Here is a 21,457-nt window from a genome sequence, read left to right as displayed (position 1 = left end):
CCCGTAGGGACGGACATCCCGGCGGCCTGGTGAGCGGCGGCACGCTCGGGGTACTCGAAGATCTGTGCGCATGGCCGCCCGGGGATGACCCGAGCGGGCAGGGTCGCCGGAAGACGCGCACGGGCGGGGCAACAAGAAGAGGGGAACGATGAGCGAGAAGCGGGACGACAGACCGGACGACGGGCGGGACGAATCGGCTCAGGAGCGCGCCGACCGCAAGTGGGGAGACCTGCTGCAGGAGATCCGCGTGGCGCAGACCGGAGTGCAGATCCTCTTCGGCTTCCTGCTGACCGTGGTGTTCCAGCCGACCTACCGGCAGCTCTCGGACCAGGACCAGACGCTCTACATGGTCACGATCGTCCTCGGAGCCACCGCCACAGGGGCCATGATCGGCCCCGTGGCGTTCCACCGGATCGTGTCCGGCCGCCTCGTCAAGCCGCAGGCAGTGGTCTGGGCCTCCCGCATGACGCTCCTCGGCCTGTCCTTGCTGCTGCTCACGATGGTGTCCTCCCTCCTGCTGGTGCTGCGCACGGCCACGCACGACGACGGCTACGTCCCCTGGATCGTCGCGGGCGTCGCCGCGCTCTACATCCTGTGGTGGCTCGTCATCCCGCTGGCCCTGCGGATGAGCAAGTCGGCGGACAAGGAAGCCCGCCAGAAGGATTGACGGACCGTCAGTGCAGGACGCCTCGCGGGCGTCCTGCGCCGCGGCGCAGGCGGAGTCTCACCGGAGAGGCCTGGAGCCGGCGCATCGCTGCGTCCCCCGGCGACAGATCGGTACTCGCGATGGGTTAGGTTAGGCATACCTAAGTAACTCGCTCATCCCGGAGGTCCGGATGCGTCGTACCCCTGCCCGCGCCAGCGCGCCGACTGCCGTCGAGCGCGTCCGTTCGATCCTGGCCGCGGCCCACTCCATGACGGTGGTGTGCGACGGGCGGCACACGGAGGTCCGACGGCTCGACGGGTCCGGTGCCATGGGCCACTTCCACCTGCACGCGCCCTTCGAGGGCGCCGGCGCCCCGGCAGGCGCACGGGTCCCGGTCCGGCTGGAACTCACCGACATCGCGCCCACGCCCGTACGCGACCGGCTCCGCGCCCGGGTCACCCTGACCGGCCTGCTGGCCGAGCCGTACGACCCCGACTCCACCCTGAGCACCTGCATGGAGTTCGGGCAGGGAGTCCTGGAGGACGGCTCGGGGCGCTCGTACGTGACCCTCCACGAACTGGAGACGACCGAACTCGATCCGCTGGCGACGAGCGAAGCCGGCATGCTGACACACCTCGTCGACGAGCACGCCGAACTCGTGCCCCTGCTCCTGCGTCTGGTCCGTCCGCTCCCCGACGGCGGTGTGCTGCGTGCGCTCCCGGCCGGCGTCGACCGCTACGGCCTGACCCTGCGTCTCGAGTACCGGCGCACCCACCGCGACGTCCGCCTCCCCTTCAAGACCCCGGTCCAGCACATCGACCACGTCGGACCGCAGATCCACGCGCTCCTGTCCGAGGCCCGCCGCCTCTCCCACACGGGCCGCCTGGTGACCTGAGGCGTGCACGCGGGTGCTCTCGGGCCCCGCCGACGTGGGCCGCTGGAGGAGACGGCCGCGGCGGGGAGTGATGTCGCGCGGACCCGCGATCGGGCGGCGCTCGCGGTATACCGGGGGGCGTGCCGCGGCCCAAAGGCCGGCATCGAGGTGGCGCTTCGCGTTAGGGGGCCAGCGCTTCCCGAGAGCAGGCCTGCCCGAGGGCCGGGGGCGGGTCTGCCGGGAAGAGCGGTTGTGACCTGGGCCGTCGGGTTCGGGCCGGGTGGGACGGCCGCGGGCTGTCCCACCCAGGTGTCACCCGGTGGCGGTGGCGATGGTGCCGAGGGCGGTATGTGCCTCGGTGTCAGCGGTTGCGGATGGCGCTGGTGGTGAAGAATCCGGTCGCCGCGGCGGCGACGAGAGCGCAGACGGACAGGAACAGGGTTCGGCGCACGAGACGTCCTCTCGGGGGTGATCGTGGACAGGTACTTGAACAACGCGGCTCATGCCCCCGGGGGGTCGCCACCGGGCCATACGCCACCCGCATGGACGCCATCGCGGTGCGACGCCGCCCTCCGGAGGGAACGACTACCGCGTGCTGGTTCTCAGCCCTTGCCCTGCCCCGCGGAAGCCGGTCGGCGGCGCCGCGTGACGGCGGGGGAGGGCGGTACGGGACCCAGCGGAGGCGTGCGTTTGGCGGCGCGGCCGACGAGGGCCGTCTCGACGTGGGTGATCCCCAGACCGACCAGGTCGCGGGAGAGGAAGGCGTAGAGGGCGGCCAGGTCCGGGAAGTAGGCCGCCGCGTGCAGGTTCGAGAGACCGGAGGTCGCGAACGCGCCGTGCACCGCGGGGTGATCGGCCAGCGCCTGTCCCGCGGCGGCCAGATGATCGGGAGCCACGTGCAGCAGGAGCTTCGCCTCGATGGGCAGGCCGATACGGCGGGGATCGACCAGGACCTGGGTCACCAGCCTTCCCTGCAAGGTCAGTTGGGCGATCCGTCGACGGACCGTCGTCTCCGGGTGACCGGTGCCCGCAGCCAGGGCGGCGGCGGAGAGACGCGCGTCGGGCGTCAGGGCGTCGAGAAGGGACTGCTCCAGGGGATCGGTGTCGACGCCGTACGGCCCCGGCGACCCGTCGGCGAGCGGCCCGGGGTCGGGTTCGGCCGGGCTCAGCGCCGCGCGCTCGGCCGGCGTCAGGACGTCGTGACGCCACTCCGAGGTGAGCCGGAAGACGTGCAGGATGGTGGCGCTCTCCAGGGAAGTGACCGCCTGTGTGGAGGGCAGTTGCCGGAAGACCAGCGGGTCGCGCGACCCCGGTTCCGTACGGGCCACCGCGAAGATCTCGTCCCCCGTGGTGGTGACGTCGATGAACGGGATGTCCTCGCGCGCCGCGAGCGCGGCCACGATCGTGTCGAGCTTTCCCCGCAGCACCCTGATCCGCAGGAACAGGGCCCCTGCCGAACCTCCGTTGCGCGGTCGCGCGACCGGTGAGATCACGACGCGCACGGTGCCGTCCGCGGTGAGCGCGTGCAGACGCCGCCTCACCGTCGCGGGGCTGAGGTCCAGCACCTTGGCCGCCCGCTCCGCGGTGAGGCGGCCGTCCCACTGCAGGGCAGCCACCAGCCGCCGGTCGGTGGTACTCAGTACGGAATCCGCCGCTACGGGTGCCATGGAGGCAAGTTTCGCTCATTTTGGCGCCGCGCGCGGCCCGTCCTCGGGACCTCGGCCCAAGCATGGATGTCACGCACCTCGCCCCGTCCCCGACGAGACGTGGGCAAGCGGGAGACCCGAGCCCGCGAGAAGCCCGAACGCAGTCCGCGAGAGAAGCGAACGCAGTCCGCGCGAGCCGAGCGACCGCACGAGAACCGACAGAGTCCCCAGAACGACGGACCGACTCACCCACGGAGGCCCCAGTGCCCACATCCGGTCAACGCGAAAAAGTACGCTTCGCCAGCGGCGACACCTCCTGCGCCGCCTGGTACCACCCGGGGACCAACGGCGGCTGCGTGATCATGGCGGGAGGGACCGCCGTGACGAAGGAACCCGCGTCGGACCGCTTCGCCGCACGGTTCAACGACGCCGGCTTCGCCGTCCTGGCCTTCGACCACCGGCACTTCGGGGAGAGCGGCGGCACCCCCCGCCAGGTCGTCCGCTTCGGTGAGCAACGCGCCGACTGGCAGGCCGCGATCGACTTCGCGGCCAATCTGCCCGACGTCGACCCCCGCGGCATCTCGCTCTGGGGCTTCTCCCTGGGCGGCGGCCACATCCTCCGCGTCGCGGCCGACCATCCGGGCCTGGCCTCGGTGATCGCGCAGTCGCCGGTCGTCGATGGCCGGGCGCTCGCTCCCAACGCGCTGCGCGCCATGACCCCTCTCGCGCTCCTGCGCCTCACCGGCCGCGCCGTCGCGGACGCGCTCGGCGGTCTCCTCGGCAGGCCTCCGCTGCTGATCCCCACCGCCGGAGTGCGCGGTGACGTCGCCTCGCTCACCACGCCCGACGCCATGGACGGTGACCGCGCGCTCGACCCCGAGCACCGCTACAGCGACTGGGATCAGACCGTCGCCGCACGGATCGCGCTCCAGATGGGCGGATACCGGCCCGGCCTCCACGCCTCCCGGATCCGGTGTCCAGTGCTGCTGGTCGTCTGCGACCAGGACCGGAGCACGCTTCCCGGCCCCGCCCTCGAAGCCGCCCGCAAGGCGCCGCACGCCGAGGTGCTGCACCTCGAAGGCCGCCACTACGCGCCCTTCCTGGAGGCGCACGAGGAGGCCGTCGAGGCGGAGGTCGCGTTCCTGCGGAAACACCTCGCCGCCACCGACGTCGTACGGGAGGGAAGAGGTCGTACGTGAGCAGGGGGCGAAGCCGGGCGGGGTGGGCGCCGCGCGTGTCGAGCCGACCGGGTTGAGATGATCAGGCTGGCAGTTCAGGCGGCTCAGGCGGTGCGACGGCCCGCGCCGGAAAGGGAGGGCGCCACATGGCGACCGAAGAGGCTCCGGACATCGCGGACGCGCTCCACGCACGTATCCCCGAAACGGCGGCCGGAGGCACGGTCATCCTGCTCAACGGCACGTCCAGTTCAGGCAAGACCAGCATCGCCCGCGCGCTGCTCGACCGGCTGGAAGGAACGTGGTTCCACATGCCGGTGGACGCCTTCCACGCCCTGCGCGGCGGCCGGCAGATCCCTGACAGCGAACTCCAGGCCGAGATCGACCGTACGGCCAAGGGATTCCACCGCGCCGTGGCCGGGATGGCGGCGGGCGGCAACAACCTGGTCGTCGACTACCCCCTGAGCCGCCGCTGGCGTCTGCTCGACCTCCTGGACCTGCTCGTCCCCGAGGACACCGTCCTGGTCGCGGTCCGCTGCCCCCTTCCCGAGCTGAACCGCCGTGAAGCCGACCGCGGTGACCGTTCGCCGGGTCTCGCTGCCCTTCAGTACGCGCAGGTGCACGCGCACGGACCGCACGACATCGACGTCGACACCAGCGTGCACACGCCCTCGGAGTGCGCCCGCCGCATCCAGGGCTTCCTGCCGCACCGGCCCCGCCCCACGGCGTTCGAGACCCTGAGACGGACGCTGTCCCTGCGGGACTGAAGCCGGCGCGGACCGGGGGCCCCCGGTGCGCGAAGGTTTTCGCCGACGCCGACGCCGACGCCGACGCCCGGGCCGCGGGTCCCTCCTCGTTCCGTCGGACGGTTCCTGCTCACAGCCAGCGCCGGGCCGCTTCGACGCTGTCGCCGCCGCTGGTGTTGAACGCGATGGCAGCCCGGGGCGCGTGGCGCCGGATCAGGTTCACGGTCAACTCGAAGAGCGGGAGCAGGGGTTCGGCCTTGCGGATCCCGCCGCCGACGACCACGACGTCCCACGGCCTGCTCGTCAGGGAGGCGATCAGCGTGGGCTCGGCCGTCTCGTCGAACACCATCAGCGTCATGGCCGCGTCGACACCGTGCTCGCCGAACCGGGCCAACTCCGCGTCGAGCGCCTGGCGCAGAGGGTCCGCGTCGATGCCGGGGATCGCGTGCGGGTCGTAACCGACCACGAGTACAGAAGGCATACGGGCAACCTATCGGGCCGTTCGCGAGGGCGATGTGCCGCTCCGGCCTCCGCGTCCCGGCGCACTGGATGTACTGTCCCGTCATGTCCAAGAAGGAGATAGACGCGCTGACCGCCGAGTTCTTCGGGGCCTTCGACAACCGGGGCGGCACGGCAGCCGATGTGGCCCGGATCCGTCGGCTGGTCATCCCGGGCGGGGTGATCGTCAAGACCGGGCCGGAGTTCACGGCCTACACCGTGGACGAGTTCGTCGAACCGCGTGAACGGCTGTTGGCCGACGGCCGGCTGGCGGAGTTCCACGAGTGGGAGACCTCGGAACGGACCGACATCGCCGGAGACGTCGCGGCGCGGTTCGGGGAGTACCGGAAGGCCGGCGTCCTGGACGGCGAGCCCTTCGAGGGCGGCGGCACCAAGGCGATCCAGTTCGTCCGTACCCCGGAGGGCTGGAGGATCGCCGCGTTCTCCTGGTACGACGCGCCCTGATCGGGGAGCGACCGGCCGCCCCCCCCGTGGGAGGTGGGCGGCCGGACATCTCCTCAGCGGTTCAGCGAACGCGGGCGACCGCGGCGTAGATGCCGCTCTCCTCGGGCGTCACGGCCTCGTTCGCCGCGTTCCACTCGGTGGCGGTCACCAGGCCCGGCGACACGAGGTCGAGGCCGTCGAAGAAGCGCTCCACCTCTCCCCGGGTGCGGAACCCCAGCTTGATGCCGCCCTTGGCGTACTCGGCCGTGACCTGCGCGGAGAGTTCGGGATAGAGGTCGGACGACGCGTGCGACAGCACCAGGTAGCTTCCCGACGGGAGCGTGGCGATCAGGTTGCGGACTATGCCGTGGGCGTCCTGCTCGTCGGGGATGAAGTGCATCAGCGCGATCAGGGACATCGCGACCGGGCGCGTGAAGTCGAGTATGTGCCGGGCGTGCTGGACGATGTCCTGCGGCTGCCGGACATCGGCCTGGATGTAGTCGGTGGCGCCCTCGGGCTTGCTGACGAGCAGGGCCTCGGCGTGCCGCAGCACGATCGGGTCGTTGTCCGTGTAGACGACGCTCGCTGTCGGCACGATGCCCTGGACGATCTGGTGCAGGTTGGGCTCGGTGGGGATGCCGGTGCCGATGTCCAGGAACTGGTCGATGCCCTGCTGGGCGAGCCAGGCGGACGCGCGGTGCATGAACTGGCGGTTCTGCCGGGCGGCGTCCTTGGCCTCGGGCGGCAGCTTCTCTCCCACGGCCTCGTCGACCGGGTAGTTGTCCTTGCCGCCCAACAGCCAGTCGTAGACCCGCGCGGGGTGTGCCTTGCTGGTGTCGATCGGCGGGAACGGCTGCGGATCGATCGTCATGGTAGCTCCCATCGCACCAGTGAGCAGGGCAGGTCGAGTGTTCGATCATCCTACTCGGATGTGCCATGTGTTCGGTGCACAAGGGGAGTTGAGTCCGGACGGTGAACTCGGCTGCGTGACGTTCGCGGTAGCCGTTCGTCCCGCTTCGGCTGCTCGCCCGCCGGTTCGGGACGTCCGGTGCGGCCCGAGTGTGTCCCGAGCACAGGACCGAACGCGTTTGAGTGCCCTCAAGTTCGCAAGAAAAACAACCCATGTGGCGAGCATTCCCGGGCACTCGAAGCCTTGGAGGTCGATAACTATGGTTCCCCTGCTTCTTGTTCTTCTTCTCGCCCTGATCCTCTTCGGCGCGGGCTTCGCGCTGAAGGCCCTGTGGATCGTCGCGGTGGTCGTTCTGGCCGTCTGGCTGCTCGGCTTCGTGATGCGCTCCGCCGGTCCGAGCGGCGGACGCGGCCGCTGGTACCGCTGGTAGGTCACCGGCAGCTCCACCTGAGTGGGCCGAGGGCCCGGACGTGACACACGTCCGGGCCCTCGGCTTCGGTGTGCCCCGAACGTGAAGGGGTGTGCCCCCTTCTGTGAATGCGCGAACGCCGCGCCGTTCCCGCCCGCGCTGTGGGATAGGAGTGGTGTGTGGCCGGAGGCCCGCCACCCGCGCGCCGGGAACCGCGCGACCTCCAAGGTGTCGCGGGCCCCCGGTCACGCGCGTCCCGGACCGTTCAGGGCGTCCGCTGTCGCCCGACCCGCTCCTCCTGCGCCCCGAGACCACCGCCGTCAGCAGCGGCGCCCGTGAACTCGACCGCCACGACGACCACTTGGTCCTCGGCGCCCCACTCGCGCCGTTCCCCCTTGTGCGGGTTGAGACACACGCCGTGGGCGGGGGAGAGCGCCCACTGGTCGCGCCGCCGGTAGCCGATGGCACACTCGCCGCGGTCGCGCGCGGCGGCGACCACGGTCGCGAAGGTCGCCGTGGTGCCCACCCGGACATAGTCCCCGGCCGGCCGCAGGCAGATGGTGTTGCCCTCCGCCGAGAACAACTCCTCGAACACGGCGGCCAGATGCGGATTCTGCGCGATCTGCGCCATGAGCAGGCCGGTGAGTTCACCGCTGACGATGACGTCGGAGCCGGGGTTGAGCGGCGCCAGCGGCCTGTTGCGGTCGTCTGTCAGCTCGGTGACCACCCGCACGTCCCGGCCGGTGCGCTGTTCCACCAGCCGGAGGCCGAGCAGTGTGACCAGCGTCCAGTCGTCGGGCCGGTCGGGTCCGCTGCCCGCGTCGGGCCCGAGGACCATCACCGCGTCGTACGGGGCGAGGTCGAGCCCGAGCAGGGTCTCGGGCCGGGACAGCGCGGCCGACCGGAACCGCACCTCCAGCCGGGCGGCGTCCGCCGTGTCGGGCGGTCCGGGCTCCCGGCTCGGGCCCGGCACGGTCCTCTCGGCCCCGGGCACGGCCCCCTCCGTGACCACGTCGAGCACCGAACCGGAGCGCGCGGTGTCCCGCAACTGGGCGATGACCAGGGGCGCACGGCGGTTCCAGCCGAGCAGGAGCAGCCGGGCCGCGTCCGCGGCAGGCGCCACCGCCACGGCGCGGGCCGAGGGGTCCACGAGCCGTCTGCAGTCCTCGCTCCGGGTGGAGTCCTCGTCCCGTGCGACGACGATCAGCCGGCTTCCCGGTTCGACGACGGTCTCGGGCGCGGGATTGAGCACCGTACGTCCGTCCGCCGTGAACAGCCCGACCACGCACGCGTTCGCGTGGCCCAGGAGGGCCGCGCCGAAGGGCCGTCCTTCGAAGGCGACGGCGTCGGTGAGATGGAACTCGTCGCCGGCGAAGTCGAGGAGGTCGCGCAGGACGAGGGAGAGGCCCGGCCGGCCGACGCAGTGGGCGATCAGGCGCGCGGTGACGGTGTCGGACTCCAGGACGGTTCCGTGCCGTCCAGCGGCCAGCCGGGCCGGTGCCCGGAAGCGGTCGTCACTCACCGCGGCCAGCACCGGCGGTCCCTGTGCGTCCTCCCCGAGGACGGTGCGCAGCGCCAGCAGTATCCGCAGCACCTCGGCGTCGCCGGTGGCCTCGCCGGAGGGAAGCACCAGTACCGTACGGGCCGTCTGGGGGCTGACCAGCGCGAGGACGGCGGGATCACTGGCCGGTCCGCTGCGGCAGATGACCCGGCCGCGCGCCGCCGCACCGACGTGGATCGCCAGCGCCCGCTCCATCTCCGTCTTGTCCCGGTCGGCGAGCAGGACGACCGGCTGCGCCCGACGCCCGGACCGTGCGGTCTGCGCGGCCAGCAACTCGGCCACCACCGTGAACACCTGGTCCGACCAGCCGAGGACCACGGCATGCCCCTGTTCCAGCACCGTCGACCGGCCACGGCTCAGCTCCGTCAGCCGCTTCTCGAGGCCTGTGGTGATCACACCGACCAGCGTCGACACGCACAACAACGCCACGAGACCGAGTACGGCCGACAGCGCCATCCGCAGCGGGGTGCCGCTCGCCTCGCCCAGGCGCAGGGTCTGCGCGCTCGTGCGCCACACCGCCTCCAGCCGCTCCACGAGCGACCGCGGCGCGGCGGGGTCCGTCCACACGAGCAGCGCGCTCACCGGGATGACGACGGCCAGGCAGGAGACCACCAGCCAGCCCATCAACCTGGCCGTACTGCGTGCCAGCGTACGGTCGAACCGATACCGCAACCGGCCAGGTAACGGCACCGGCCGCTGCCCTTCCCGCTCCACTCCCACCCCCACATCGCACCGGAACGCGACCCGACCCGGCCGCTCCCCGGCCCGCGGGCACGGGATGCCGACGGGCCGCATATGCACAGTGCGGTCTTCGCGGTCCGGACACGCTGGAATCCGGAACCGATTCATTCTTTCGGGCAGCGGCGTGTGAACCGCGGGCCCACGGTTCCGGATCCCGGGCCCCTGGTCGTACGACCTGCGCCGCACGTCGTACGACCAGGACACCCTCGCCCGCCGGTTGCGGCGCCCTCGGTTGCGCGGCCCTCCCGGCGCACGCAGGCTGAAAGGGAGACCCGTGGCAGGGGATGGTCGTCGTGAGCGGACCCGCAGGCCGGACGCCGGGGCTGTTCTCGCGCAGGGACCGAGCGGTGATCGCGGCCGCCTCCATCTCGATGCTCCTGGTGCAGATGGACTGGTTCGCGCTGAACCTGATGCTGCCGGTCATCGCCCGCGACTTCGGGACACCGACGACGGACCTGCAGTGGCTCGTGAGCGGTTACATGCTCACCCTCGGCGCGCTGATGATCGTGGGCGGACGGGCCGCCGACCTCTACGGCCGACGGCGGGTCATCGTCTGCGGGCTGACGGGCTTCGCCGTGGTGTCGGTGGTGTGCAGCCTCGCGCAGAACACGGCCTGGCTGACGGCGGGGCGCGTGGTCCAGGGAATGACGGCGGCACTGATCTTCCCCGTCACCGTGGCCGTGGTCACCTCTCACTTCCGCGACGACCGGCAGGGCCGTGCCGTGGGGACGGTCCTGGCCTTCAGCGCGGTCGGCACCGCGCTGGGTCCCTTCGTGGGCGGGGCATTCGCCGAACACGTCAGCTGGCGTGCGGTGTTCCTCCTGAACGTGCCGTTCTGCGCGGCGGCGGCCCTGCTGATGCTGCGCTGTGTGAAGGAGACCAGGGACGAAGGAGCCGCGCGGGGCATGGACCTGCCCGGCGCGGTCACGCTGGCGGGTGGTCTGACGGCGGCCGTGCTCGCTGTCGACCAGGGGGCGCACTGGGGCTGGGGTTCCGCGGCCACGGTGGGCTGTTTCGTCGCGGGCGCGCTCCTGCTGTGCCTGTTCGTGTACGTCGAGCGGCGCACGGCGGAACCCCTGATCGACCTCTCCCTGCTGCGCAACAGGCCGTTCGTGACGGTGACGGCGGCGGGCACGGTGTCGAACATCGTCTACTGCCTGGTGGCGGTGTTGTCGGCGCTGTACCTGCAACAGGCCCGCGGGCTGTCGCCGTTCAACTCGGGGCTCGTCTTCCTGGCCCTGTCGGCGGGCGCGGGCTCGGCGAGCTTCTGGTCCGGACACCTCGCGCGCCGCCGACGCCCGGAGGTGTTGATGGCGGTGGGTCTCGTGCTGAGCGGAGCGGGGCTGTTCGCCCTGACCTGGGCGGATCCGCTCGCGCTCTACACCGCCGTGTTCGCGGTGGTCGGCGTGGGCCTGGGACTTGGCTGGGCACTCACCAACGTGGCGACCCAGTCGTACGTGTCCGCCGGGCGGCTCGCGGCGGCGTCGGGGCTCGTCCTGACGTCGTTGGTGCTGTGGGGAGCGGTGGCCGTCGCGGTGGCGGCGACCGTTCTGGAGGCGCTCAGCGGTTCGGCCGCCGGGGCGGCGTCGGACGGCTCGGCGATCGAGGGCGTCCTGAGGGCAGCTGCCGTGCTGGCGGTGGCCGGCGCCGGACTCCTCGTACCCCTCATCCGCTCCCATGGCGGTTCCCCCACGGCCGACCCGGTGCCGAACGAGGTCGAGACGACTCCCGGCGCCGCCCGTTGAGGCCACGCACGGCCCAGGACCCGCGCGAAGGCACCCGGTCGACGAGGGCGTGCGGACGACGGACAAGCCGCGGCACCGACCGCGCGTGGCCGGTTTTGAATCACGCTTTACATGCGGACTGCAACCGTGGGCAGGCGGACAGGGTCCAAGAGAGCAGTGAGGCAAGCACGACCACGAGCCGGGGTAGAAGTGAAGCGACGCAGCGGAATAACAATGGCACTCGTCACGGTGGCGGTGCTGGCGGGCACCAGCGCCTGTGGCGGTGGGTCCCCGAAGGCGAGTTCCGACGACGGGAAGGGCGCGACCGGGAAACCCTCGGTGAGCGCGAAGCCGTCGCCGTCGAAGCCCGCGGGCCCACCGATGCTGCTGGACACGATCACGCCGCAGTCCGGCACCACCGTCGGCGTCGCCATGCCGATCTCGGTGATCTTCACGAACCCGGTGGCCCAGAAGGCCCGGGCCGGCATCGAGAAGCACATGAAGGTGACCGCGTCCCAGCCGATGGAGGGCGCCTGGCACTGGTTCGGCGACCGGCGCGCCGACTTCCGGCCCAAGACGTACTGGGCCTCCGGGACGAAGATCAAGATCGACGCCGAGCTGAAGGGTGTCGCCAACGGCAACGGCCGCTACGGCACCCGGTCCTACGTGCACGACTTCACGGTCGGCGACGACGTCCGCGCGGACGTCTCCGCCACCGGCCACACCATGAAGGTCACGAAGAACGGGCAGGCCGTGCGGACCCTGTCGATCAACGCGGGAAGCCCCCAGTACCCCACGTGGAACGGCACGATGGCGGTGATCGACAAGCAGGAGAAGGTCCACATGACCTCGTGCAGCGTCGGCATCAGCTGCACGAAGGGCAGTCCTGACTACTACGACCTGACCCTCCCGTGGGACGTCCACCTCACCCAGTCCGGCACGTACGTCCACTACTCCACCGGCGACCCGAACCCGGGCAGCGGCAGCGCCCGCGGCTCGCACGGCTGCGTCCACCTGTCGATCTCGGACGCCAAGTGGTTCTACGGCCAGGTCAAGCAGGGCGACCCGATCACCGTCACGGGATCCCCGCGGGCGAAGGCCCCGGCCGACAACGGCTACGCCTCCTTCAACCTCAGCTGGGACCAGTGGCTGGCGGGCAGCGCGACCGGAGCCGTCACCGCCGGATGACGCGCGGCTGACCGGCTCCGTGTCGCGGAGCCGGTCAGAACAGCATGGCCAGGTCGCCGGGCAGCACCCGGGCGGTGACGGGGAGGACGGCCTCGACCTCCCCGTCGGCACCGTAGGGCACCGGCCGGTCGGCTTCGATACGGATCTCCCGGCCCCGCAGGATCACCACTTCGGGCCGGTCGACGTGGGCGCCGGTCTTCAGCTCGTTCATCAGGGTGAAGAACAGGCGCCGCGGCGCCTCGCGGATCATGACGACGTCCAGCAGGCCGTCGTCGACGCGCGCTGCCGGGGCGATGACACGTCCCGAGCCGTAGTAAGCGGAGTTCGCCGCGACGACCGTATAGCCGCGGTGCGGGTGTTCCACCCCGTCGACGGTGACCCGGTACGACGCGGGACGCCACGCCGTCACCGCGCGCAGACCGCCGGCGTAGTACGAGGCCGCACCGCGCAGCAACCGAGCCTGGTTGGCGTGCCGGTTGGCGAGCGCGTCGACACCCGCGTACACGCTGCCCAGCACCACCGTGCGGGCATGCACCGCCGACTCCACCTCGATGGTGTCCACGCGGCGCGGCTCGTTGTCGAGCAGCACACGAGCCAACTCGGCCGCGCTGGTGGGCAGTTGAAGCGCGCGGGCGAAGTCGTTGCCGCGCCCCGCCGGCACCAGCCCCAGGACGGTGTCCGTCCCGCTGAGCGCGCCCCCTATGCCTCCGGCGATCCCGTCGCCGCCGACGGCGAGCACGATCCGGCCCCGTTCGCCGGCGGCGCGCGCGAGATCCTGGGCGTGGGACAGGCTGCGGCTGTACTCGGTGTCGAGCCCGGCGCCGGCCTCCCGGAGGAGGCGGGCCAGCTGGAGCAGTGCCGCCGCCCCCGTGGAGCCGCCCGCAGTGGGATTGACGACGGCGGTGAACTGTCGCATCGGTGTGCCTCCGGGTGGTGAAGAGGGGGACGGAGCGGGGAAACGGGGAAAAGGCGCAACGGGGAAACGGTGCAAGGGCGCAGCGTGTGTGGTCAGTCCACCGGCAGCAGGATCCCGGGGTTGCAGACGCCGTCGGGGTCCAGGCGCCGCTTGACGGCCCGCAGCGCCTCGATGCCCAGGGGGCCGGCCTCCCGGACGTACGCGTCGCGGTGGTCGGTGCCGACCCCGTGGTGGTGGCTGATCGTGCCGCCCGCGGTCAGCACCGCCTCGTTGGCGGCCTCCTTGGCCGGTGCCCAGTGGGCCACGGCGTCCTCGCCCTGGGCGCAGACCACGGTGAAGTAGAGGGAGGCGCCGTTCTCGTACACGTGCGAGATGTGGCACATGACCAGGGGCGGGGTCCCGGCCGCCGTGAGGGTGTCGGTCAGCGCGGTGCGGACGGCCGCGTACAGCGCGGGGACGCGTGACCAGAAGGTCGCGGTCTCCAGGGTCTCGGCGAAGGCGCCCGCGTCGAGCAGGGAGTCCCGCAGGTAGGGCGCCGAGTAGCGGCCGTGGGCCCAGCGTTCGCCGGGCTCGACTCCCAGGCAGGTGCCCCCGGCCGCGCGCAGGACCTCGGCCGCCTGCTCGCGGCGGTACGCCGTGTCGGCCTCGGTCCCCTCGTATCCGGCGATCGCCGTGCACCCGGCGTCCGCCGGGGCCTCGGCCGAACCGATCGCGTCCGGCTGCGCGAGACCGACGAAGGTCTCGGTCTCGTCGGACAGCCGCAGCACCGTGGGGCGCGGTCCGTCCTGCGCGAGGCGGCGCAGGGCGGTGGCGCCCTCCTCGAAGGAGGCGAAGCGCCATCCCTCGTAGATCCGGCTCCGCGGCAGCGGCTTCACCCGCACGGTCACGGCGGTGATGACGCCGAAGGCGCCTTCCGAGCCGAGGATCAGCTGGCGCAGGTCGGGTCCGGCCGCCGAGCGGGGCGCGCGGCCCGCCTCCAGCGTGCCTTCGGGGGTGGCGACGGTCAGGCCGAGGACCATCTCGTCGAAGCGGCCGTATCCGGCGGACGCCTGACCGCTGGAGCGGGCCGCGGCGAATCCGCCGATGGTCGCCCACTCGTAGGACTGCGGGAAGTGTCCGAGGGTGAAACCGTGTTCGGCCAGCAGGGCTTCCGCGTCGGGGGCGCGCAGACCGGGCTGGAGGGTGGCGGTGCGGGAGACGGGGTCGAGGTCGACCAGACCGTTCATACGGCGCAGGTCGACGGCGACGAAGGCGCTGCGCTCGGGGGCGAGGCCCCCGACGACGGAGGTGCCGCCGCCGAACGGAACGGCGGCGAGGCCGTGTTCGGCGCACACGCGCAGCACGGCGAGGACCTCGTCGTGGCTGCCCGGCAGGACCACGGCCCCGGGCGCGTCCTCGGTGTCGCCCTCGCGGATCCTCAGCAGGTCCGGCGTGGACTTTCCACGGGTGTGCCGGATCCGGCTCTCCGTGTCGGTGAGCACGTGTTGCTCGCCGTCCACCGCCTCCGCCAGTGCGCGCAGCGCGGCGGCCGGCGGGGGCTCGGCGACGGAGATCTCCGCCAGCACGGGCGTGTCGGTGTCACGCGGCTTGACGCCGAGCAGATCCCGCAGCAGGCCGGTCACCGAGTCGGGCAGCGGCGCCGCCTTGGCGGGGTCGCCCCAGCCACTCCACAGCATGTCCATGAACGTCGTCCTCATCGGTCGTCATCGGTCGGTTCGCTTCGCGCCGTCTCCCGCACGGCCGCCCAGGGCGTTACACTGTTACACATGGCGCCTATTCGTCACAACCACTCGGACCGGTCGGACAGCGACCCTGTCCTCGACGCCGTACGCGACTGCGTGCTGGCCGTCGGGGTGCGGCGCACGACGCTGACGGACGTAGCTCGCCGCGCGGGCGTCTCCCGTATGACGCTCTACCGCCGCTGGCCCGACGTGCGGTCCCTGGTCGGCGACCTGATGACCCGTGAGTGGATCGACGTGGCGACCGGTGCCATGCCGGAGCCGCGGTCGGACGGGCGGACACGCACCCTGATCGTCGACGGACTGGTCGCCGGCATCGAGGCCTTCCGTGCCCACCCGCTCTTCCGGAAGATCATCGACGTCGATCCCGAACTCCTCCTGCCGTACGTACTGGACCGGCGCGGAGCCAGCCAGGAGGCCCTGCTCGGACTCCTGGCCGACGCTCTGAAGGAAGGGCACGCCGACGGATCGGTGCGGCGCGCCCCGGTCGACCGGCAGGCCCGCGCGCTGCTGCTCGTGGTCCAGTCCTTCACCCTGTCCCTGCGGACCATGACGGACGAGGACGACCCCGAGCTGACCAGCGCCGCCTTCCTCGACGAACTGCGCACCCTTCTGGAGAGGACCCTCACGCCATGAGCCCCGCAAGCAGCCCGTCCGGCCCGGCCGGACCCGCTCCCGGATCGTCCCTCTCCGCCGCCCGCCGCCGCCGTGAGCTGGCCGAAGCGGTCAACGGCGACGTGGTCGACGTGCTGGTCGTCGGACTCGGAGCCACCGGCGCCGGAGTCGCCCTCGACGCGGCGGCCCGCGGCCTCAGCGTCGTCGCCGTCGACGCCCACGACCTCGCCTTCGGTACCTCGCGCTGGAGCTCCAAGCTCATCCACGGCGGCCTGCGCTACCTGGCCTCCGCACAGTTCGACGTCGCTCACGAGAGCGCGGTCGAACGCGGGGTGCTGATGGAACGCACCGCGCCCCACCTGGTGCGCGCCCAGCCCTTCGTCCTCCCCCTCACCCCGCTCGTGTCACGCGGCCAGGCATCCCTGGCCTGGGCCGGGTTCCGGGCCGGCGACACGCTGCGCCTCGCGGCACGGACCGCCCGGGCCACCCTGCCCGCACCGCGCCGGCTCTCCGCCGTCGAGGCCCGCCACCTGGCACCGTCCGTCCGCCCCGCGGGCCTGCGCGGCGGCCTGCTGTCCTGGGACGGCCGGGTCACCGACGACGCCCGCCTCGTCACCGCCCTCGCCCGCAGCGCGGCCGCCCACGGGGCACGCGTCCTCACCCGGGTGCGGGCCCTGGAGATCGGCGGCACCGGTGCCCGCGTCCGTGACGAACTCACCGGAGAACAGGGCGAGATCAGGGCGCGCGCCGTGATCAACGCGTCCGGCGTCTGGGCCGGCGAGCTGGTCGAGGGCATCCGCATCCGCCCCTCGCGCGGAACCCATCTCGTCCTGCGCGCCGACCTGTTCGGGCCGCTGCCCGCCGGCCTGCACATCCCGATCCCCGGGGAGACCAACCGCTTCGTCCTCGTCCTGCCCCAGGACGACGGCCGGGTGTACGTCGGCCTGACCGACGAACCCGTCGACGGCGACCTGCCGGACGTGCCGCAGGTCCCCGAGTCGGACATCGGCTTCCTGCTGGACGTCCTCGGCTCCGCCCTGGACACCCCGGTCAGGCGTGCCGACGTCGTCGGCGCCTTCGCGGGACTGCGCCCCCTCCTCGACACCGCGCCGACCCGGTCGGGCGAGACCGCGCGCACCTCCGACATCTCGCGCCGTCACGCCGTGCTCACCTCGGACGACGGGGTCGTCACCGTGGTCGGTGGGAAACTCACGACCTACCGGCGCATGGCGCAGGACGCCGTGGACACCGCCGTCGCGGCCCGCAGTCTGCGCGCCGGCCCCTCACCGACCGCCTCACTGCCCCTCGTCGGGGCGGCGGCACCGCACCGTCTCGGCTCCCTGGCGGCCCCGGGCCACCTCATCCGCCGCTACGGCACCGAGGCTCCCGCCGTCCACGCGCTGGGCGCACGCGACCCCCGCCTGAACGAGCCCGTGGTCCCCGGCAACCCCGTCACCCGCGCCGCGCTCCTCTGGGCCGCCCGGCACGAGGGCGCCCTGGACGAGGCGGACCTGCTGGACCGCCGTACCCGCATCGGGCTCGTGCCCCTGGACCGCGAAGCCGCAACGGCGGCGGCCCGCGAGGCACTTGAAACCGCGGCACAGCCCGTCTGACACGCCGAGGCCGGACCTCCGGGCGGACGTGCCGTCACACCCGCCCGAGGTTCAGTCCGCCGTCACTCCCCAATAGGCGATGTGCGTCGGCTCACCGTCCGTGTACAGCACCGTGCATCTGCCCTGCGCCCGGTCCGGGAAGAGCCGGTCGTCGTCCAGAGCGGCCCTCCACACCTCGACCGTCGGGCGCCCGTCCGGGGCGAACGCCCGTATCTCCTCGTCGGTCAGAGGGCGCATGTACGGACCGTCGTTGGAGCGGTCGGCCGCGTCGATCATGCCCGGCTGGTCCAGCACCGTGCCCGTACCGCCCGTGAAGACGTACTCGTGCCAGTCCGGGTCGCGCCACAGTTCCTCCACCGTCAGGCCGGGGAATCCGTGGTCGTCCTGCGCCAGTTGCTCCTCCTGGGCCCGGCGGAACGCGGCTGCCAGGTCCGGCTGGTAGGGGCCCGTCTGAGTCCAGCAGTCGCCACCCATGTCGCTGTATCTCCTCACCGTTCAGCGGTCGATCGACCGAGGGAAGATCAGACTAGGAGGGGCCACTGACATCGCGGTCGGCCACCATTGGCGGCACGCCTGTCGCGTGTCGGGACCGACACCGGCCGGCCGAGGGGCCGGTGTGCCGAGACTGACCGCATGCGTGAAGAATCCGGACCACCGCTCCCGGCCGACCGTCGCGAACGGCAGCAGACCGTCGTGATGACCACCCTCACCGTCCTCGCGGGCGCGGTCGACGCGGTCAGCTTTCTGACCATGGGACATGTCTTCACCGCGCTGGCCACGGGCAACGTGCTGTTCCTCGCCTTCGCCGTGGCGGGGGAGGGCCAGGTGACGGTCGGCCGCACCGCCTCCGCGCTGGCCGCCTTCGTCCTGGGCGCGGCGGCCGGGGCCCTGGTCACCACCGGCCTTGTCGCACGGCGCCGGCACTGGTTCGCCGCGGCCCTCGCCATCGAAGGGGCGCTCCTCGGACTCGCGGGCCTGACCGCGCTCTGGAGGCACGGTTCCGGCTCCCTCACCGACGACCCGGACTACCTGGTCATCGCCATCGTCGCCTTCGCCATGGGGCTGCGCGCCGACACCGCGCTGCGCGCAGCCGTCCCCGGAATGCCCACCCAGCTGGCCCAGATGTCCCTGGTCCGTCTCATCCACGGACTCGCCGGAGCCGTTCCCTCGACTCCGCTCCGGGGCACGATCCGCGTCCGCCTCCTCGCGACCGTCGTCGGCATCTTCGCGGGCGGTGTGCTCGGAGCCCTGATGACGCCGTGGGGGACGGGACACGCCCTGCTCGCCCTCGCCGCGGCCGTGCTGATCGTCGCGGGCCTCAACGTGGTGCTCGCCCGCCAGGGCCTGCTCGCCCCGGAACTGGTCGGCTGACCGGTGTGCCGGACAGCCCGCCTCGCGGCCGTGCATCATGCACGGCCGCGAGACGACCTGGCGCCGGGGAGGCCCCGGAACGTGGGTCAGTCGTGCCAGGGGCCCGTCACCGCGAAGGTCGTCCCGGGCGTGTAGCAGTTCACGAACATCGTCCGGCCGTCCGGGGAGAACGTGACCCCCGCGAACTCGCCCCACTCCGGAGCCTCCGGGGTGCCGATGTTCTGCGCGCCGCGCGCCATGGCGTACACCTCCCCGCGCCGGGTCACCCCGAAGACGTGCTGCGCTCCGTTGCCGTCCTCGCAGACCATGAGGCCTCCGCTCGGCGCCAGACAGATGTTGTCGGGTGACTCGCCGGGCAGTTGTACATCGGTACCGGGGCCGAAGACGATCACGAGGGTGAGCCGTCGCGCCGTCGGATCGTAGCGCCAGATCTGTCCGTAGTGGTCGGCCGCCGATCCGTCCGTGCTGTGCGCGAAGGACGAGACGAAGTACACGCAGCTGCCGCCCCAGTAGCAGCCCTCCAGCTTCTGCGCGTGCGTGATGCCTCGGGGGCCGAAGTCCTGCAACCGGACGGGTGTCTGCGCGGCCAGCGGATCCGGTACGTCCACCCACTCGATGTCACGGAAGGTGGCACCGGTCTCCTGGATCGTGGAGAGGTCCGCCACGCCCGGGACGCGCATCGCCTGCAGGCGGCCTCCCGCGCGCAGTGAACCGATTCCGCCCTGCGGCCTGTCGGGCAGAAAGCGGTAGAAGAGGCCGAACGGCTTCAGGAACGCGTCCTCGGTCTCGTACACGATGCCGCGCCGCGGGTCGACCGCGATGGCCTCGTGCTGGAAACGTCCCATGGCGGTGAGCGGTACGGCTCCCGTGCGGTGCGGGTCGGTCGGATCGACCTCGAAGATGAACCCGTGGTCCTTGGTGTAGCCGTTCGTGCCCGCTTGGTCCTCGGTCTCCTCACAGGTCAGCCAGGTGCCCCAAGGGGTGGGCCCCCCGGCGCAGTTGACGGCTGTTCCGGCGATGGCGACCCGCTCGGAGAGGACGTGTCCGCGCTCGTCCAACGCCAGGGACGTACAGCCTCCTTTGCCCATGGGGTCGTACGTGAGGCCCTCGACGGTCGGGACGGGGATCTTCGCCGTGACGCGGTTCTCGTGGTTGCGGACCAGGTGGACCCGGTCCCGGCCGGTCCGGGAGCGTGCGGCGAAGGCGGCCATGCCGTCGTGGTTGCTGGGCACCAGGCCCTCGCCGGAACGGAGCCGGTCGCCCTCGCGGGACAGCACGCGGTAGCGGAATCCCGCGGGGAGGTCGAGGAGACCGTTGGGGTCGGGGATCAGGGGTCCGTAGCTCTTGTGGCCGAGGGGCTGTGCGGCTGCGGTTCCGGCGAACAGTTCAGTGAGGTTCCCGGCGAAGGCGAGGGCGCCGCCCAACGCCGCTGTGCGGGCCATCACCTGACGTCGTGTCGTGGAACGGCTGTCCTGGGACATGGTGCGACCTTCCTGTTGGCGGACAGGACTGTGACCCCGCTGTGTGTAGCACGCCGCGCAGGCCGCCGGAACCACTCCGGCCCTCCGTGTCACTCGCCTCCCAGGGGGCATGGCGAGGACATCCGACACCCATTCGCAAGATTCCGGCAGGCGGGCCGCACAGGACGCTGCCGGAATCCGCCCTGCCGCGAGCATCGGGACGACTGGCTGAATGCTCGCGAGAACAGGGGAACGGGGGGAGCGACGGTGCGGACGGTGGACGAGTGGTGGGTGGCGGCCCGGGTGCGACAGGCGTGGCGACACGCCGTGGCCTGGGCCCTGTTGGGCGTGGCCCTGCTGGCGGCGGCCGCGGGGCCCGGCGCCTACGTCCCGGAGCGGGTCGCTGCCGAACGCGCATTCCTGGAGGCGAAGCCGTGCCGCGGTGACGGCCGGGAGCCTGCCCGGGCCGACTGCCTGCGCACCATCCGCGGGACGGTGTGGTCCGCCGGCTCGGCCAGGAGCGGCAGGACGACGGTCTTCCGCGTCGAGCTGAAGCCACCGGTTCCGGCCCCCGCCGATCGGCCGCTGGACCTCGACGCGCACGGGGACCTGTCCGAACTGATCGAGCCGGGCGACACGGTGGAGGTCACCACCTGGCGGGATGTCCGGGTCGCGGTCGGTCACGACGGCGTCCGCGAGACGCTCCCGGGTCTGCCGGACGAGGACGCCGCGGTCCTCGTCGGACTCACCCTGGTCTGTGTGTGGTCGGCGGTCCTCGCCCTGCTCGCGGCCTTCGGCAGCGCGCGGCGGGCCCGTCGCCTCACCGCCGGCCGCCCCGTCGCGCCCCGTGTCCGGTTCGGCGTGGCGAAGGCCGTGGGGGTGGTGGCCGTGCCGATCGGTACGGCGATCCTCGCCGGCCGTCTCTGGGACACCTGGGCCGCGGTGGTCATGACGGTGATCGTCTCGGCGCTGGTCGCGGTCCCCGCCACGATCGCCGCCCTGAACTGGGACCGCGACGCCGACCCCCTCGCACCCTCCGGCACGGAACACGAGACCGACGTCGAACCGAGCCGCGCACCCTGACGGTCGCTTCCCGGACCCGAGCGGCTCGGGCCGACGGGTCGTGGGCTTCGTGGGGGGACATGCACGGTCCGGCCGGAAGCGAGGAGGTCCGGCCGGAC

Annotated in this window: 20 protein-coding genes; 12 read left to right on the top strand and 8 right to left on the bottom strand. The window is 72.2% G+C overall.

Going from position 1 to position 21,457, the window contains the following annotated elements:
• Positions 1 to 148 precede the first annotated feature (148 nt).
• Complete coding sequence (locus tag OG406_RS03160) at positions 149 to 667, top strand: DUF6328 family protein (protein WP_329183798.1); 519 nt, start codon at positions 149 to 151, stop codon at positions 665 to 667.
• Between the two features lie 169 nt (positions 668 to 836).
• On the top strand, positions 837 to 1,541 hold the full coding sequence (locus OG406_RS03155; protein ID WP_329183797.1) for a DUF2470 domain-containing protein: 705 nt from the start codon (positions 837 to 839) through the stop codon (positions 1,539 to 1,541).
• A 581-nt stretch (positions 1,542 to 2,122) separates the two neighbouring features.
• Here the strand turns inward: OG406_RS03155 and OG406_RS03150 are convergent.
• Positions 2,123 to 3,187 (bottom strand): Lrp/AsnC family transcriptional regulator, encoded by a 1,065-nt coding sequence (locus OG406_RS03150; protein ID WP_329183795.1) that lies wholly within the window; start codon positions 3,185 to 3,187, stop codon positions 2,123 to 2,125.
• Positions 3,188 to 3,546: 359 nt separating this feature from the next.
• On the opposite strand from OG406_RS03150, the gene OG406_RS03145 reads away from it, so the two are divergent.
• Positions 3,547 to 4,365 carry an alpha/beta hydrolase gene (locus tag OG406_RS03145; protein WP_329183793.1) on the top strand — a complete coding sequence of 273 codons (819 nt, stop codon included), beginning with the start codon at positions 3,547 to 3,549 and terminating at the stop codon, positions 4,363 to 4,365.
• Between the two features lie 125 nt (positions 4,366 to 4,490).
• Positions 4,491 to 5,108, top strand: a complete 618-nt coding sequence (locus OG406_RS03140) for a phosphotransferase-like protein (protein WP_329183790.1) — start codon at positions 4,491 to 4,493, stop codon at positions 5,106 to 5,108.
• Between the two features lie 109 nt (positions 5,109 to 5,217).
• On the opposite strand, the gene OG406_RS03135 is transcribed toward OG406_RS03140, so the two are convergent.
• On the bottom strand, positions 5,218 to 5,568 hold the full coding sequence (locus OG406_RS03135; protein WP_164375553.1) for a hypothetical protein: 351 nt from the start codon (positions 5,566 to 5,568) through the stop codon (positions 5,218 to 5,220).
• Positions 5,569 to 5,651: 83 nt separating this feature from the next.
• Between OG406_RS03135 and OG406_RS03130 the strand changes: the two genes are divergently transcribed.
• Positions 5,652 to 6,050, top strand: a complete 399-nt coding sequence (locus OG406_RS03130; RefSeq protein ID WP_267049633.1) for a DUF4440 domain-containing protein — start codon at positions 5,652 to 5,654, stop codon at positions 6,048 to 6,050.
• Positions 6,051 to 6,111: 61 nt separating this feature from the next.
• On the opposite strand, the gene OG406_RS03125 is transcribed toward OG406_RS03130, so the two are convergent.
• Complete coding sequence (locus OG406_RS03125) at positions 6,112 to 6,900, bottom strand: SAM-dependent methyltransferase (RefSeq protein WP_081224532.1); 789 nt, start codon at positions 6,898 to 6,900, stop codon at positions 6,112 to 6,114.
• A 298-nt stretch (positions 6,901 to 7,198) separates the two neighbouring features.
• Here OG406_RS03125 and OG406_RS03120 point away from each other — a divergent pair, with 298 nt between their 5' ends.
• Positions 7,199 to 7,369: a DUF5670 family protein gene (locus tag OG406_RS03120; protein ID WP_329183787.1), complete on the top strand. Its 171-nt coding sequence runs from the start codon at positions 7,199 to 7,201 to the stop codon at positions 7,367 to 7,369.
• A gap of 244 nt (positions 7,370 to 7,613) precedes the next feature.
• On the opposite strand, the gene OG406_RS03115 is transcribed toward OG406_RS03120, so the two are convergent.
• Positions 7,614 to 9,533, bottom strand: coding sequence for a CASTOR/POLLUX-related putative ion channel (locus OG406_RS03115; RefSeq protein WP_329183785.1), 1,920 nt, complete (start codon positions 9,531 to 9,533; stop codon positions 7,614 to 7,616).
• 410 nt (positions 9,534 to 9,943) lie between these two features.
• Here OG406_RS03115 and OG406_RS03110 point away from each other — a divergent pair, with 410 nt between their 5' ends.
• Together OG406_RS03110 and OG406_RS03105 are read left to right on the top strand one after the other, a co-directional pair.
• Positions 9,944 to 11,395 (top strand): MFS transporter, encoded by a 1,452-nt coding sequence (locus OG406_RS03110; RefSeq protein ID WP_329183782.1) that lies wholly within the window; start codon positions 9,944 to 9,946, stop codon positions 11,393 to 11,395.
• Positions 11,396 to 11,608: 213 nt separating this feature from the next.
• Complete coding sequence (locus OG406_RS03105) at positions 11,609 to 12,562, top strand: L,D-transpeptidase (RefSeq protein WP_164375548.1); 954 nt, start codon at positions 11,609 to 11,611, stop codon at positions 12,560 to 12,562.
• A gap of 34 nt (positions 12,563 to 12,596) precedes the next feature.
• Here OG406_RS03105 and OG406_RS03100 read toward each other — a convergent pair whose 3' ends face one another.
• Both OG406_RS03100 and OG406_RS03095 read right to left on the bottom strand, forming a co-directional pair.
• Positions 12,597 to 13,478, bottom strand: coding sequence for a diacylglycerol kinase family protein (locus OG406_RS03100; protein WP_266619016.1), 882 nt, complete (start codon positions 13,476 to 13,478; stop codon positions 12,597 to 12,599).
• A gap of 92 nt (positions 13,479 to 13,570) precedes the next feature.
• A complete protein-coding gene (locus OG406_RS03095) occupies positions 13,571 to 15,160 on the bottom strand; it encodes an FAD-binding oxidoreductase (RefSeq protein WP_329183779.1) in 1,590 nt (529 codons plus the stop codon).
• 84 nt (positions 15,161 to 15,244) lie between these two features.
• Between OG406_RS03095 and OG406_RS03090 the strand changes: the two genes are divergently transcribed.
• Both OG406_RS03090 and OG406_RS03085 read left to right on the top strand, forming a co-directional pair.
• Complete coding sequence (locus OG406_RS03090; protein ID WP_267049637.1) at positions 15,245 to 15,853, top strand: TetR/AcrR family transcriptional regulator; 609 nt, start codon at positions 15,245 to 15,247, stop codon at positions 15,851 to 15,853.
• Positions 15,850 to 17,445, top strand: a complete 1,596-nt coding sequence (locus OG406_RS03085; protein ID WP_329183777.1) for a glycerol-3-phosphate dehydrogenase/oxidase — start codon at positions 15,850 to 15,852, stop codon at positions 17,443 to 17,445. The genes OG406_RS03090 and OG406_RS03085 overlap by 4 nt, the downstream gene beginning before the upstream one ends.
• Before the next feature lie 51 nt (positions 17,446 to 17,496).
• Here the strand turns inward: OG406_RS03085 and OG406_RS03080 are convergent, their stop codons facing one another.
• Positions 17,497 to 17,919, bottom strand: coding sequence for a hypothetical protein (locus tag OG406_RS03080; protein WP_164375543.1), 423 nt, complete (start codon positions 17,917 to 17,919; stop codon positions 17,497 to 17,499).
• Between the two features lie 159 nt (positions 17,920 to 18,078).
• On the opposite strand from OG406_RS03080, the gene OG406_RS03075 reads away from it, so the two are divergent.
• Positions 18,079 to 18,816, top strand: a complete 738-nt coding sequence (locus tag OG406_RS03075) for a YoaK family protein (protein ID WP_329183774.1) — start codon at positions 18,079 to 18,081, stop codon at positions 18,814 to 18,816.
• An 86-nt stretch (positions 18,817 to 18,902) separates the two neighbouring features.
• Here OG406_RS03075 and OG406_RS03070 read toward each other — a convergent pair whose 3' ends face one another.
• Positions 18,903 to 20,297, bottom strand: coding sequence for a PhoX family protein (locus OG406_RS03070; RefSeq protein WP_329183772.1), 1,395 nt, complete (start codon positions 20,295 to 20,297; stop codon positions 18,903 to 18,905).
• A gap of 246 nt (positions 20,298 to 20,543) precedes the next feature.
• Between OG406_RS03070 and OG406_RS03065 the strand changes: the two genes are divergently transcribed.
• On the top strand, positions 20,544 to 21,359 hold the full coding sequence (locus tag OG406_RS03065; RefSeq protein ID WP_329183770.1) for a hypothetical protein: 816 nt from the start codon (positions 20,544 to 20,546) through the stop codon (positions 21,357 to 21,359).
• Positions 21,360 to 21,457 lie beyond the last annotated feature (98 nt).

It is taken from the genome of Streptomyces sp. NBC_01428 (assembly GCF_036231965.1).
Classification (GTDB): domain Bacteria; phylum Actinomycetota; class Actinomycetes; order Streptomycetales; family Streptomycetaceae; genus Streptomyces.
Note: the sequence above shows the minus strand (reverse complement) of the source record. Positions and strands in the feature narration are given on the sequence as shown.

What these genes read in the sequence shown, in the direction of transcription:
- OG406_RS03160 (WP_329183798.1), top strand. Translation starts at nt 149, where the DNA reads ATGAGCGAGAAGCGGGACGACAGACCGGACGACGGGCGGGACGAATCG.
- OG406_RS03155 (WP_329183797.1), top strand. Translation starts at nt 837, where the DNA reads ATGCGTCGTACCCCTGCCCGCGCCAGCGCGCCGACTGCCGTCGAGCGC.
- OG406_RS03150 (WP_329183795.1), bottom strand. Translation starts at nt 3,187, where the DNA reads ATGGCACCCGTAGCGGCGGATTCCGTACTGAGTACCACCGACCGGCGG.
- OG406_RS03140 (WP_329183790.1), top strand. Translation starts at nt 4,491, where the DNA reads ATGGCGACCGAAGAGGCTCCGGACATCGCGGACGCGCTCCACGCACGT.
- OG406_RS03135 (WP_164375553.1), bottom strand. Translation starts at nt 5,568, where the DNA reads ATGCCTTCTGTACTCGTGGTCGGTTACGACCCGCACGCGATCCCCGGC.
- OG406_RS03130 (WP_267049633.1), top strand. Translation starts at nt 5,652, where the DNA reads ATGTCCAAGAAGGAGATAGACGCGCTGACCGCCGAGTTCTTCGGGGCC.
- OG406_RS03125 (WP_081224532.1), bottom strand. Translation starts at nt 6,900, where the DNA reads ATGACGATCGATCCGCAGCCGTTCCCGCCGATCGACACCAGCAAGGCA.
- OG406_RS03120 (WP_329183787.1), top strand. Translation starts at nt 7,199, where the DNA reads ATGGTTCCCCTGCTTCTTGTTCTTCTTCTCGCCCTGATCCTCTTCGGC.
- OG406_RS03115 (WP_329183785.1), bottom strand. Translation starts at nt 9,533, where the DNA reads ATGGGCTGGCTGGTGGTCTCCTGCCTGGCCGTCGTCATCCCGGTGAGC.
- OG406_RS03105 (WP_164375548.1), top strand. Translation starts at nt 11,609, where the DNA reads ATGGCACTCGTCACGGTGGCGGTGCTGGCGGGCACCAGCGCCTGTGGC.
- OG406_RS03100 (WP_266619016.1), bottom strand. Translation starts at nt 13,478, where the DNA reads ATGCGACAGTTCACCGCCGTCGTCAATCCCACTGCGGGCGGCTCCACG.
- OG406_RS03095 (WP_329183779.1), bottom strand. Translation starts at nt 15,160, where the DNA reads ATGGACATGCTGTGGAGTGGCTGGGGCGACCCCGCCAAGGCGGCGCCG.
- OG406_RS03090 (WP_267049637.1), top strand. Translation starts at nt 15,245, where the DNA reads ATGGCGCCTATTCGTCACAACCACTCGGACCGGTCGGACAGCGACCCT.
- OG406_RS03085 (WP_329183777.1), top strand. Translation starts at nt 15,850, where the DNA reads ATGAGCCCCGCAAGCAGCCCGTCCGGCCCGGCCGGACCCGCTCCCGGA.
- OG406_RS03080 (WP_164375543.1), bottom strand. Translation starts at nt 17,919, where the DNA reads ATGGGTGGCGACTGCTGGACTCAGACGGGCCCCTACCAGCCGGACCTG.
- OG406_RS03075 (WP_329183774.1), top strand. Translation starts at nt 18,079, where the DNA reads ATGCGTGAAGAATCCGGACCACCGCTCCCGGCCGACCGTCGCGAACGG.
- OG406_RS03070 (WP_329183772.1), bottom strand. Translation starts at nt 20,297, where the DNA reads ATGTCCCAGGACAGCCGTTCCACGACACGACGTCAGGTGATGGCCCGC.